This window comes from Streptomyces sp. NBC_01352 (assembly GCF_036237295.1).
In the GTDB taxonomy this organism is placed as follows: domain Bacteria; phylum Actinomycetota; class Actinomycetes; order Streptomycetales; family Streptomycetaceae; genus Streptomyces; species Streptomyces plumbiresistens.
The window spans coordinates 2,108,176-2,120,718 of record NZ_CP108354.1 but is presented as its reverse complement, the minus strand read 5'-3'; the positions used below and the strand labels follow the sequence as shown (position 1 = coordinate 2,120,718).

Below are 12,543 nucleotides of genomic sequence, written 5' to 3'. Positions count from 1 at the left end.
CACACCATGTCTGCCGAGTACGCGACCTTCGGCCTGGCACCGGCGATGCGTGCCGGTGAAGTCCTCGCCAACGGTGAATACCACAGCCACCGGGACTTCGTGGACTTCATCGTCGACGGACGCCCTCTCCTCTTCCAGCTCTCCGACCTCGACGCCGTCTCCCCGCTCGCCTCGGACATCCCGCCCGCGATCTTCACCGCCCAGGTCCGCAGCCTGCTCCGGGAGACGGACGCACCGCTGCCCGACGGCCGCTACGTCGTCTACGGCTGCCCCGACTGCGAGGACCTGGCCTGCGGCGCGGTCACCGCCGTGATCGACCGGGACGGCGACGACTACATCTGGCGGGACTTCGCCTGGCAGACCGACGAACACGCCGACCTGGAGCTCAACGGCTACCACGGCATCGGTCCGTTCCGCTTCCACGGCGCCGAGTACCGGGCGGCGCTGAGTTCCCTCCTGGACACCTCCGCCGACACCCGACGGCGCCGCGTGCTGCTGATCGGCGCCCGCGTCGCCCTCCTCGCCAAGCTCGCCGCCGCCCTGCGCACCATCGGCATCGGCGCCGACATCACCCGGGACGCGCAGGACGTCCCCGCCGACGAACTGCGCGCCTACGGCGCCGTCGCCTTCGGCCGGGCGGTCACCGAGGAGGAACGTGCCTCCGTGCGGCACTCCTTCGAACGCGCGGGAGTCGACGTGGCCTACGTCGACGGCCTCGCCCCGATCGTCCCCCTCCTCGTCGCCCAGATCGAGAACGCCCTGGACCGCAGTCCCGTGGAACGGCGCCGCCTCACCCGCCTGGTGGCCGCGGACGGCGAGGCGGGCGTCGAGGTCACCTCCCCGTGCCGGGTCCGTCTCACCGCGTACCGCCTCGACCGCCTCTACCGCACCCACGCCCACGAGCTCTTCGACGGCATCCTGGAACCGGGCCGCCACCGCATCGCCCTGGACTCCAAAGCGGTCAAGGGGGAGTCCTTCGTGGTGGCGCGCACCTCGGGGAGTGTGCTGGTGGAGGCGATGGCGCACTGAAAAGCCCGGACGCGGGCCGCCGCGGCGGGCCACTATCATCGGCGGTCTGATGACTGCCACCCTCGTCGCCAAGAATCTCGCCGCCGGCCACGGCGACCGCTCCCTGTTCTCCGGGCTCGACCTCGTGGTCGCGCCCGGAGACGTCATCGGGCTGGTCGGAGCCAACGGCGCGGGCAAGTCCACGCTGCTCACGATGCTCGCCGGCCTCACCGCCCCGGAGGAGGGCGAGCTGCGGCTGTCCCCGCCGACGGCGACCGTCGGCCATCTGCCGCAGGAGCCGGAGCGACGGCCCGGCGAGTCCGTCCGGGACTTCCTGGCCCGCCGCACCGGTGTCGCCGAGGCCCAGCGCACGATGGACGAGGCCACTCAGGCCCTGGTCGACGGTGCACCGGGCGCCGACGACGCCTACGCGACGAGCCTGGAACGCTGGCTCGACCTCGGCGGCGCCGACCTCGACGAGCGGGCCGAAGAGGTCGCCGACTCCCTCGGCCTGGCCGTCGACCTGGACCAGCCGATGACGTCACTGTCCGGCGGCCAGGCGGCCCGGGCCGGCCTCGCCTCCCTCCTCCTGTCCCGCTACGACGTCTTCCTCCTCGACGAGCCGACGAACGACCTCGACCTGGACGGCCTGGAGCGCCTCGAACGCTTCGTGAGCGGCCTGCGCGCCGGCACGGTCGTCGTCAGCCACGACCGCGAGTTCCTCACCCGCACGGTCACCAAGGTCCTCGAACTCGACCTGGCCCAGCAGCAGATCACCCTCTACGGCGGCGGCTACGAGGCCTACCTGGAGGAGCGGGAGGTCGCCCGCCGGCACGCCCGCGGCGACTTCGAGGAGTACGCCGACAAGAAGGCCGCCCTCCAGGAGCGGGCCCAGACCCAGCGCTCCTGGATGGACAAGGGCGTGAAGAACGCGCGCCGCAAGGCGGCCAACGACAACGACAAGATCGGCCGCAAGTTCCGCAGCGAGGCCAGCGAGAAGCAGGCCGCCAAGGCCCGCCAGACCCAGCGCATGATCGAACGCCTCGACGTCGTCGAGGAGCCCCGCAAGGAGTGGGACCTGCGCATGGAGATCGCGTCGGCCCCCCGCTCGGGCGCGGTCGTCGCGACCCTGCGGGACGCCGAGGTCCGGCGTGGCGACTTCGTGCTCGGCCCGGTGTCCCTGCAGATCGACTGGGCGGACCGGGTGGCGGTGACGGGAGCGAACGGAGCGGGCAAGTCGACGCTCCTCGCCGTCCTCCTGGGCCGCATCGAGCCGGACGCGGGCAGCGCCTCCCTCGGCTCGGGCGTCCTGATCGGCGAGGTCGACCAGGCCCGCAAGCTGTTCCACGGCCCGGAGGCCCTGCTGGACGCCTTCGGCGCGGCCGTCCCGGACACCGAACCGGCCGAGGTCCGCACGCTCCTGGCCAAGTTCGGCCTCAAGGCGGACCACGTCCTGCGCCCGGCCGCCACGCTCTCTCCGGGCGAACGCACCAGGGCCGCGCTGGCCCTGCTCCAGGGCCGGGGCGTGAACCTCCTGGTCCTCGACGAGCCGACCAACCACCTGGACCTGCCGGCCATCGAACAACTGGAGTCGGCGCTGGACGCCTACGAGGGCACGCTTCTGCTGGTCACCCACGACCGCCGGATGCTGGACGCGGTCCAGGTGAGCCGCCGCCTGGAGGTCGCGGACGGCAAGGTGACCGAGCGCTAACGCGAGGTGAGACGCCGCGCCAGGCCCGGATAGTCGACCACGCAGCCGTCCTCGTCGAACTCCAGATCGCTGCGGAAGTCGCCGGAGGCGAAGCGCACCCGTCCATGGCCGAGGTGGGTGTAGGTCTGCCGGGACGGCTCCACGGTCAGCTCGGGGACCCGCACCCACGCCATCAGGAACTCGCGCTCACCGGGCTCCCGATGCAGGCCGTGCCGCAGTACCGGCATGGTGTTGGTGAGCGGACACAGCCCGAGGTCGCAGTCGAGGGCCCCGTCGACCTGGGGGATCCGCTCGCCGTTCCTCGTCCAGCGGCCCCCGTCGTCGCGGCGCAGGTCGAGGAAGCGGGTGCCGTGCGGGGTGGCGGCCTCCACCAGCAGACGGCGGGTGACGAAGCCGTCGGCCGTGTCGAGCGCGTACGAGATCCAGTGCGTCTCGGGCACGGTGCCGACCGCCCGGCCACGGGCCCGCAGCACCTTCTCGTCGAGGTCGACCCAGGCCGTCTCGTAGCCCCCGCTTTCGGAGACGTCCCAGGTGAGCACACGTGAGGTCCGCATGCCGCCACCCTACGGACGAACCGGCCCGGATCCTTCGTGGCATACCGAAGGATCCGGGCCGGACCGCTCGGACGCCGCCTGGTCAGCGCCTGCCCTTCTTCGGGTCGACGAGACCCGCCTTGCGCAGGGCGTCGGCCATCGCGCTGTTGGAAGGCGGCGGGGCCTGACGCGAGGCACCGCCACCGCCACCGCCGCCACTGCCGCCGCCGCGGTTCTGCCGCTGCTGCGGCGGACGTCCGCCCCGCTGCCGGCGCTCGCCGCCGCCCGAGGCGGGCTGCCGCTCCTGCGGTGCCGCCTCGTCGTCGAGGCGCAGCGTCAGCGAGATCCGCTTGCGCGGGATGTCGATGTCCAGCACCTTCACCTTGACGATGTCGCCCGGCTTCACCACGTCCCGCGGGTCCTTGACGAATGTCTTCGACATCGCGGACACGTGCACCAGGCCGTCCTGGTGGACGCCGACGTCGACGAACGCCCCGAAGGCCGCCACGTTCGTGACCACCCCTTCCAGGATCATCCCGGAGGACAGGTCGCCGATCTTCTCGACGCCCTCCTTGAAGGTGGCCGTCTTGAACGCGGGCCGCGGGTCGCGCCCCGGCTTCTCCAGCTCCTTGAGGATGTCGGTCACCGTCGGCAGACCGAACGTCTCGTCGACGAAGTCCTGCGGCTTCAGCGAGCGCAGCACACCGGTGTTGCCGACGAGCGACGCCACCTCCTGCCCGGCGGTCTTCACCATCCGCCGTACGACGGGATACGCCTCCGGGTGCACGCTGGACGCGTCCAGCGGGTCGTCGCCCTCGCGGATCCGAAGGAAGCCCGCGCACTGCTCGTACGCCTTGGGGCCCAGCCGCGCCACGCCCTTGAGCTGCGCGCGGGACTTGAACGGCCCGTTCGCGTCGCGGTGCGCCACGATGTTCTCGGCGAGCCCCGAGGAGATGCCGGAGACCCGGGCGAGCAGCGGCGCCGAGGCGGTGTTCACGTCGACACCCACGCCGTTCACACAGTCCTCCACCACCGCGTCCAGCGAACGCGACAGTTTCACCTCGGACAGGTCGTGCTGGTACTGGCCGACCCCGATCGACTTCGGGTCGATCTTCACCAGCTCGGCGAGCGGGTCCTGGAGCCGCCGCGCGATCGACACGGCGCCGCGCAGCGACACGTCCATGTCGGGCAGCTCCTGGGATGCGAACGCGGAGGCCGAGTACACGGAGGCGCCCGCCTCCGACACCATCACCTTGGTGAGGTTCAACTCCGGGTGCTTGGCGATCAGTTCACCGGCGAGCTTGTCGGTCTCCCGGGACGCCGTGCCGTTGCCGATCGAGACCAGCTCGACCGCGTGCTCCTTCGCGAGGCGGGCCAGTTTGGCGATCGCCTCGTCCCACTTGTTCGCCGGGACATGGGGGTAGATGACGTCCGTCGCCACCACCTTGCCGGTCGCGTCGACCACGGCGACCTTGACGCCCGTACGGAACCCGGGGTCCAGCCCCAGCGTCGCGCGGGTGCCGGCCGGGGCGGCGAGCAGCAGGTCGCGCAGGTTCGCCGCGAACACGTTGACGGCCTCGTCCTCGGCGGCCGTCCGCAGCCGCAGCCTGAGGTCGAGGCCGAGGTGCACGAGGAGACGGGTGCGCCATGCCCAGCGGACCGTGTCCTGCAGCCACTTGTCGCCCGGTCGGCCCCGGTCGGTGATCCCGAACCGGTGCGCCACCATCCCCTCGTACGAGGAGGGGCCCTCCGTCGGCTCCTCCGGCTCCAGGACGAGGTCGAGGACGTCCTCCTTCTCGCCGCGCAGCATCGCCAGGATGCGGTGCGAGGGCAGTGCGGTGAACGGCTCGGCGAAGTCGAAGTAGTCGGAGAACTTGGCGCCCGCCTCCTCCTTGCCCTCCCGCACCTTGGCGACCAGCCGCCCGCGCACCCACATGCGCTCGCGCAGCTCACCGATCAGGTCGGCGTCCTCCGAGAACCGCTCGGTGAGGATCGCCCGGGCGCCGTCGAGAGCCGCCTGCGGATCGGCGACACCCTTGTCGGCGTCGACGAACGCGGCGGCCGCGGCGAGGGGCTCCACGCTCGGGTCACCGAGCAGCCCCTGCGCCAGCGGCTCGAGACCGGCCTCGCGGGCGATCTGCGCCTTGGTGCGCCGCTTCGGCTTGAACGGCAGGTAGATGTCCTCCAGCCGCGCCTTGGTCTCGGCGCCGCGGATCTGCGCCTCGAGCCCGGGCGTCAGCTTGTCCTGCTCGCGCACCGACTCCAGGATCGCCGCCCGCCGCTCCTCCAGCTCCCGCAGATAGCGCAGCCGCTCCTCGAGCGTGCGCAGCTGCGCGTCGTCGAGCATCTCGGTCGCTTCCTTGCGGTAGCGGGCGATGAAGGGCACCGTCGAACCGCCGTCGAGCAGTTCCACGGCAGCTCTGACCTGCCGCTCCCGTACGCCGAGTTCCTCGGCGATCCTGCCTTCGATGGACCCTACGAGGGGTGTCGTCACGATGCCGTACCGCCTTCTCCACTGAGGTTGCGCGGCAATTGTGGCAGGTGGCACCGACAGTCGGGGTCCAGGGCGGAATCCCGGCGGGCCGGGCGGTCAGACCCTGCGGCTGCGCGTCGAACCCGAGGCACCTCCGAAGAGCCGGGCCAGCGCCCGGAAGGGCAGCGTCACGACGGTGGCGATGGCCCCACCGATCTGGCGCAGTACGTCTGCGATCGCACGGAACACGTCATTCCCCTTTCGACTCCCGGCCACTGCGGCCGGGATCACCGAGTACCTCGGCGATCGCGGGCCATGCCCGCCGTCCCAGCGGTCCCGGCAGCCCGCCCGGCCGAGGCAGGCGCATGGCAGAAAAGGTGGGGTACTCGTCATTGCCGCCACGCCGCCCTCGGCGAAGAATCGGCCCCATGCCGCAGCGATCCGTTCTCGTCGTCCTCTTCGACGGCGTCCAGAGCCTGGACGTCTCCGGCCCCGTCGAGGTCTTCGCCGGGGCCGAGAACCACACCCCGGGCACGTACCGCGTGCGTACGGCCTCCCTGGACGGCGCTCCCGTGCGCACCTCCAGCGGCCTGACCCTCCTACCGGACGCGACCCTCGCCGAGACACCGCGCCCGCACACCCTCCTCGTCCCGGGCGGCCAGGGCACCCGGACCCCCGACCCGCGGCTGACCGGCTGGCTGCGCGAGCACGGCCCCCGCGCGCGGCGCCTCGTCTCCGTGTGCACCGGCGCGATCCTGCTCGCCGAGGCGGGCCTGCTGGACGGCCGCCGCGCCACCACCCACTGGGCGTACTGCGACAGACTCGCCCGCGACCACCCCGCCATCGACGTCGACCCGGCCCCCATCTACATACGGGACGGGCAGGTCTCCACCTCGGCGGGCGTCACCTCGGGCATCGACCTGGCCCTGGCCCTCGTCGAGGAGGACCTGGACCGGGAAGCGGCGCTCACCGTCGCCCGCCACCTGGTGGTCTTCCTGCGCAGGCCCGGAAACCAGGCCCAGTTCAGCGCCCAGCTGGCCGCCCAGACCGCTCAGCGCGAGCCGCTGCGGGAGGTGCAGCAGTGGATCACCGAGCATCCCGCCGGAGACCTGAGCGTCGAGTCGCTCGCCGAACGCGCCCGGCTGTCACCCCGCCACTTCGCCCGCGCCTTCCGCACCGAGACCGGCATGACACCCGGCCGCTACGTCGACCGGGTCCGCCTCGAACACGCCCGCCGCCTCCTGGAGGACACCGGCGACGGAGTCGAGGAGATCTCCCGGGCCAGCGGCTACGGCACCCCCGAGGCCATGCGCCGCGCCTTCCTCAAGGCGCTCGGCGCGTCCCCGGCCGAGTACCGCCGCCGCTTCCACCCCGCCCCCGCCCACTGACACCCGCACCCGCCACCTGCCCGCCCCCGCCCACTGACACCCGCACCCGCCACCTGCCCGCCCCCGCCCGCTGACGCCCGCACCCGCCACCTGCCCGCCCCCGCCCGCTGACGCCCGCACGCGCCCCCTGCCCGCACGCGCCCCCTGCCCGCACGCGCCCCCTGCCCGCACGCGCCCCCTGCCCGCATCCGCCCGCTGTCCTGCACCCGTCCGCTGTCCTGCACCCGTCCGCTGACGCCCGCAGCCCCTGCCCGCACTCGCCCGCTGCCCTGCACCCGTCCGCTGACGCCCGCCCCCGCCCGCCCTCTGCCCGCACCCGCCCCCTGCCCGCACCCACCCCCCTGCCTCGCACCCGCCCGCCGCCCGCCCGCCCGCCGAAAGGAACGCAGATGCAGATCGCCATCGTCCTCTTCGACCGCTTCACCGCCCTGGACGCCGTCGGCCCGTACGAGACCCTGGGCCGCCTTCCGGACGCGGAGACCGTCTTCGTGGCCGAGCGGACCGGCCCGGTGCGCACCGACACCGGGAACCTCGCCCTCACCGCCGACCGGACGCTCGCCGAGGTGCCGAGTCCCGACCTCGTGGTCGTGCCCGGCGGCCCCGGCCAGACCCCGCAGATGGAGAACGACACCCTCCTGGACTGGCTGCGCACCGCCGACGCCACCAGCACCTGGACGACCTCCGTGTGCACCGGCTCCCTGCTGCTCGCCGCGGCCGGCCTGCTCACCGGGCGCCGAGCGACCTCGCACTGGCTGGCGCTCGACTTCCTGAAGCGGTTCGGCGCCGAGCCGGCCGAGGAGCGGGTCGTCTTCGACGGCAAGTACGTCACCGCGGCCGGCGTCTCCTCCGGCATCGACATGGGCCTGACCCTGCTCGGCAGGATCGCGGGCGACGAACACGCCAAGGCGGTCCAGCTGTTGACGGAGTACGACCCGCAGCCGCCCTACGACGCCGGATCCCCGCACAAGGCCCCGGCGCACCTCGTCGAGGAGTTCCGCGCCAAGAGCCGCTTCAGCCCGACGTAGACACGCTCCAGGTGAAGCGCGGCTGTCTGCGCTCCAGGAACGCGGCGACCCCCTCCGCGGTGTCGCCGCTGCCGCGCGCCTGCCCGGCCCAGAACGCGTCGCGGTCCGCGCGCCCGTCCGCGAACTCCTTCGCCGCGGCCTGCGTCAGCTGCGAGCGGGACACCAGGATCCGGGTGAACTCCGCGACCCGCTCGGCGAGTCCGCCCCCGGGCAGCACCTCGTCCACCAGACCCGTGCGCAGCGCCCGCCCGGTGTCGATCAACTCACCCGAGAACAGCAGGTACTTGGCGGCGGCCGGCCCCACCAGCGACACCAGCCGCCGGGTGGAGGAGGCCGGATACACGATTCCGAGCTTCGCCGGGGTCACCCCGAACAGCGCGCCCTCCTCGGCGAACCGCAGATCACAGGCCGCCGCGAGCTGCGACCCGCCGCCCACACAGTGCCCGCGGACCGCCGCGAGCGTCGGCTTCGGAAAGGCGGCGAGGGCCTCCTCGGCACGCACGGCCAACCCCTGCGCCTCGTCCGGCGACCCCCGCAGCGTGGAGATGTCGGCTCCCGCGCAGAACGTCGGGCCCTCACCGGTCAGCACCAGCGCCCGTACGTCCGGGTCGGCGGCCAGCGTGTCGAGGAGCGGCGGCAGGGCCCGCCACATCGCGGCCGTCATCGCGTTGCGCTTGGCCGGATGGTGGACGACGACGGTGGCGACCGAGTCGGCGACGGTGTGCAACAGCTGCGGCTCCATGCGCCGGATGCTATCCGCCCGGTCCGCGCAGGCGATCAAGAGGTCCGGTGAGAGCGACCGGCGGAACGAATCGGACAAGGGGGCGGGCAAACCCGTACAACCCGAATGGTTCGCGAAGGCGGTGAGAGGCGGACAAGAGCGGTCCCACAACTGACGCTGTCATACGCCAACGGTCAGAACCGCTCGATAGGCGCTGACTTGTGTTCAGTTCTTCGGGGTGGAGGGGCTCGTTACCAACACTCGAGATGTGGTGACAATCGAGCGCAAGGGTGGCGACCGGACGATGGAAGACCATGGGCGCGGGTCCGGCCCACGCCCAGCAGACGGCACGGACGAGCCCGGCGACCCGAGGCCACCGGAACCGTTGCCGTACGAGGGCGTGTGGCGGTTCACCGCTCCCGCCGTCGACGCCTCGGTCCCGCAGGCGCGGCATGCCGTACGGGACCTGCTGCACCGCCAGGGAGTGCCGGTCTCGGACGATCTCGTCCAGGGGCTGCTGCTGATCGTCTCGGAGCTGGTCACGAACGCGGTGCGGCACGCGGCGCTGCTGTCGCCGATGCTCGCTGTGGAGATCGCCGTCGGCGCGGAGTGGGTGCGGGTGTCCGTGGAGGACAACCACCCCTACCGCCCGACCGCCCTGGAGGCCGACCACGGCCGGACCGGCGGCCGCGGACTCCTCCTGGTGAGCGAGATCACCCGGGAGGCGGGCGGGGTGTGCGACGTCGAGCACACGGCGAGCGGCGGCAAGGTGATCTGGGCCGCCCTGCCGCTCAAGCCCGCGAGCGTGCCGTAAGGCAGCTCACCAGCCGGCGGACGTGTCCGTCAGCTCCCGGACGGCGGGGCGGGCCGCGTCCAGGACGGTCATGAACCAGGCGGAGAAGGTGTCCTTCGCGTGCCGCTCCGCCAGCTCGGCGGGAGACACGAAGGCGGTCGCGCCGACCTCCTCCGGGTCCGGCCGCAGCGGGGACTGCACCAGCCCGACGAAGAGGTGGTTGTACTCCTGCTCGACCAGGCCCGAGGCCGGGTCGGGGTGGTTGTAGCGGACCGTGCCCGCCTCGGCGAGCAGCGACGGGGAGACACCGAGCTCCTCGTACGTCCGCCGGGCGGCCGCCGCGAAGGGCGCCTCGCCGGGATAGGGGTGGCCGCAGCAGGTGTTGGACCAGACGCCGGGGGAGTGGTACTTGCCCAGCGCCCGCTGCTGGAGCAGCAGCCGGCCGTGCTCGTCGAAGAGAAACACCGAGAAGGCGCGGTGCAGGTGCCCCGGCGGCTGATGGGCGGCGAGCTTCTCCGCGGTGCCGATCGTCACACCGTTCTCGTCGACCAGTTCCAGCAAAATCGCGTCCACGGTGCCGTTCGACGAACTGTGCGTCGCGGTGGCAGGTGTGATCGGCATACCCATCCTTCGCATTGGTCTTCGCGCCCCAAGTGTGCCGTACGAATCCGGCACTCCCGGCAGTTGATCGTGCCCGGCGCGGCGGCCGAGGAACCGTTCGGGGCGGGGCTGTGAGCATGAGGACGCAGCCGTCCACCGGACCGATGCGTTCCGTCCGAACCCCGGTTTCAGTGCTCGAACGCGTGTGTCAGTGGCACAGCCGCGCCTCGTGCTCCGCGTGCCCGCTCGGCTCCAGCTGGAAGGTGCAGTGCTCCACGTCGAAGTGGTCGCCGAGGCAGCCCTGGAGCTCGTGCAGCATCTTCTCGTGGCCGATCGCGCTCAGGACGTCCGAGCGCACGACCACGTGCGCGGACAGGACCGGCATCCCGGAGGTGATCGTCCAGGCGTGCAGGTCGTGGACGTCCTCGACACCGTCCAGGGCCAGTATGTGGGCCCGTACGTCCGCGATGTCCACGTCCTTGGGAGCCGCCTCCAGCAGGACGTCCAGGGTCTCGCGCAGCAGCTTCCAGGTGCGCGGCACGATCATCAGGCCGATCAGGAGTGAGGCGATCGGGTCGGCGGCCTGCCAGCCGGTGGTCAGGATCACCACCGCCGAGATCAGCACCGCGACCGAGCCCAGCGCGTCCGCGGCCACCTCCAGGAACGCGCCGCGCACGTTCAGGCTGTCCTTCTGGCCGCGCATCAGCAGCGACAGCGACACCATGTTCGCGACCAGACCGATCGCGCCGAACACGATGGTCAGCCCGCCCTCCGTGTCGGCGGGTGTGACGAACCGCTGGATCGCCTCGTACAGGACGTATCCGCCGACCCCGAGCAGCAGCAGGCAGTTGGCGAGGGCGGCGAGGATCTCGGCGCGGGCCAGCCCGAAGGTCCGTCGGTCGCTGGGCGGGAGGCTCCCGAAATGGATCGCGAGGAGGGCCATGCCGAGGCCCAGCGCGTCGGTCGCCATGTGCGCCGCGTCGGCGACCAGCGCCAGCGAGTCGGCGACCACGCCGCCGATGATCTCGACCACCATGACGCCGAGCGTGATGGACAGCGCGACCCGCAGCCTCCCGCGGTACGCCGCGGTGGCCGTACCCGCCGGCGGACCGTGCGTATGCCCGTGATCGTGCCCAGCCCCCATGAAAAGCGCCTCCTGTTTTCCGCCCGGGACCACAGTGAACTACGGGTGGGGGGTATGGGGCAACGCGGCACTGAACACCGTTGTCATGTGCCTTGACCTGCAAAAACGATCCGCAGGTCAGGGCGGCGGCGATCTGTCGCCCGGCTCACCCGCCGTGGTGCCGCAGCCACCCCTGCCACGCCGACCCGATCATCTCGCGCACCCCGCGCCGGGCCGTCCAGCCCAACTGCTCGGCGGCCCGGGCGGCCGAGGCGACCGCGCGGGGCGCGTCCCCGGGCCGCCTGGCCTCGACGAGGGCGGGCCGCCGGTCGCCGCTCACCTCACCGATGACCGTGATCAGTTCGCGTACGGACACGCCCTCGCCGCGACCGATGTTGACCGTGAGGTCGCCGGGCGTGATGTCCTCGGTCAGCCGCCGGGCCGCCGCGAGGTGGGCCTCGGCGAGATCGGCGACGTGAATGTAGTCACGGACGCACGTCCCGTCCGGTGTCGGATAGTCGTCGCCGAAGATCCGCGGCGCCTCGTCGCGGGTGAGCCGGTCGAAGACCATGGGGACGATGTTGAAGACCCCGGTGTCCGCCAGCTCGGGCGCGGCCGCCCCGGCCACGTTGAAGTAGCGCAGGCACACGGTCGAGATGCCGTGCGCCCGGCCCGCCGCCCGCACCAGCCACTCCCCGGCGAGCTTGGTCTCGCCGTACGGGTTCACCGGAACACACGGAGTGTCCTCCGTGATCAAATCCACATCGGGGTTGCCGTACACGGCCGCCGAGGAGGAGAAGACGAAGCGCTTGATCCCGGCCTCGGCGACCGCCTCCAGGAGCGTGGTGAGACCGCCGACGTTCTCCCGGTAGTAGCGCGTCGGCTGCGCCACGGACTCGGCGACCTGCTTGCGTGCGGCGAGATGCACCACGCCCGTCACCCCGTGCTCGGCGCACACCCGCTTCAGCAGGCCCGCGTCCAGCGACGAGCCGTGGACGAGCGGAACGCCCGCCGGCAGCCGTGCGGGCACCCCGGCCGAGAGGTCGTCGAGGACGAGGACGCGCTCCCCGGCGTCGGTCATGGCCCGCGCCACATGTGCCCCGATGTATCCGGCACCGCCGGTGATCAGCCATGTCATGGTCGTCCACCCTATGCGCACGCCCCGACA

Annotated in this window: 12 protein-coding genes; 5 read left to right on the top strand and 7 right to left on the bottom strand. The window is 72.3% G+C overall.

Features of this window, described 5'->3' with window-relative positions; all coding sequences use genetic code 11:
• Window positions 1-6 precede the first annotated feature (6 nt).
• Together OG252_RS10095 and OG252_RS10090 are read left to right on the top strand one after the other, a co-directional pair.
• On the top strand, window positions 7-1,029 hold the full coding sequence (locus OG252_RS10095) for an oxidoreductase (RefSeq protein ID WP_266450385.1): 1,023 nt from the start codon (window positions 7-9) through the stop codon (window positions 1,027-1,029).
• 49 nt (window positions 1,030-1,078) lie between these two features.
• The gene (locus tag OG252_RS10090) at window positions 1,079-2,719 is read left to right on the top strand and encodes an ABC-F family ATP-binding cassette domain-containing protein (protein WP_266450386.1); all 1,641 of its coding nucleotides are present in this window, start codon (window positions 1,079-1,081) and stop codon (window positions 2,717-2,719) included.
• Here the strand turns inward: OG252_RS10090 and OG252_RS10085 are convergent.
• The 3 genes from OG252_RS10085 to OG252_RS10075 all read right to left on the bottom strand — a co-directional run bounded on the left by OG252_RS10085 (window position 2,716) and on the right by OG252_RS10075 (window position 5,974).
• A complete protein-coding gene (locus OG252_RS10085; protein WP_329335359.1) occupies window positions 2,716-3,273 on the bottom strand; it encodes a putative glycolipid-binding domain-containing protein in 558 nt (185 codons plus the stop codon). The genes OG252_RS10090 and OG252_RS10085 overlap by 4 nt on opposite strands.
• A gap of 82 nt (window positions 3,274-3,355) precedes the next feature.
• The gene (locus tag OG252_RS10080) at window positions 3,356-5,746 is read right to left on the bottom strand and encodes a Tex family protein (protein ID WP_329335357.1); all 2,391 of its coding nucleotides are present in this window, start codon (window positions 5,744-5,746) and stop codon (window positions 3,356-3,358) included.
• A 96-nt stretch (window positions 5,747-5,842) separates the two neighbouring features.
• Entirely contained in the window at window positions 5,843-5,974 is a 132-nt protein-coding gene (locus OG252_RS10075; protein WP_266450389.1) for an LPFR motif small protein, read from the bottom strand.
• Window positions 5,975-6,153: 179 nt separating this feature from the next.
• Between OG252_RS10075 and OG252_RS10070 the strand changes: the two genes are divergently transcribed.
• Entirely contained in the window at window positions 6,154-7,113 is a 960-nt protein-coding gene (locus tag OG252_RS10070; protein WP_329335354.1) for a GlxA family transcriptional regulator, read from the top strand.
• A 389-nt stretch (window positions 7,114-7,502) separates the two neighbouring features.
• Entirely contained in the window at window positions 7,503-8,138 is a 636-nt protein-coding gene (locus tag OG252_RS10065) for a DJ-1/PfpI family protein (protein WP_329335352.1), read from the top strand.
• Here OG252_RS10065 and OG252_RS10060 read toward each other — a convergent pair.
• The gene (locus tag OG252_RS10060; RefSeq protein WP_266450394.1) at window positions 8,125-8,880 is read right to left on the bottom strand and encodes an enoyl-CoA hydratase/isomerase family protein; all 756 of its coding nucleotides are present in this window, start codon (window positions 8,878-8,880) and stop codon (window positions 8,125-8,127) included. The genes OG252_RS10065 and OG252_RS10060 overlap by 14 nt on opposite strands.
• 283 nt (window positions 8,881-9,163) lie before the next feature.
• Here OG252_RS10060 and OG252_RS10055 point away from each other — a divergent pair, with 283 nt between their 5' ends.
• Window positions 9,164-9,673, top strand: coding sequence for an ATP-binding protein (locus tag OG252_RS10055; RefSeq protein WP_266453053.1), 510 nt, complete (start codon window positions 9,164-9,166; stop codon window positions 9,671-9,673).
• A 6-nt stretch (window positions 9,674-9,679) separates the two neighbouring features.
• On the opposite strand, the gene idi is transcribed toward OG252_RS10055, so the two are convergent.
• The 3 genes from idi to galE form a co-directional block, all read right to left on the bottom strand.
• Window positions 9,680-10,273: an isopentenyl-diphosphate Delta-isomerase gene (gene idi / locus OG252_RS10050; RefSeq protein ID WP_266450395.1), complete on the bottom strand. Its 594-nt coding sequence runs from the start codon at window positions 10,271-10,273 to the stop codon at window positions 9,680-9,682.
• Window positions 10,274-10,460: 187 nt separating this feature from the next.
• A complete protein-coding gene (locus OG252_RS10045; protein WP_266450396.1) occupies window positions 10,461-11,396 on the bottom strand; it encodes a cation diffusion facilitator family transporter in 936 nt (311 codons plus the stop codon).
• A 145-nt stretch (window positions 11,397-11,541) separates the two neighbouring features.
• Window positions 11,542-12,513, bottom strand: coding sequence for a UDP-glucose 4-epimerase GalE (gene galE / locus OG252_RS10040; RefSeq protein WP_266450398.1), 972 nt, complete (start codon window positions 12,511-12,513; stop codon window positions 11,542-11,544).
• Between the last annotated feature and the right edge of the window lie 30 nt (window positions 12,514-12,543).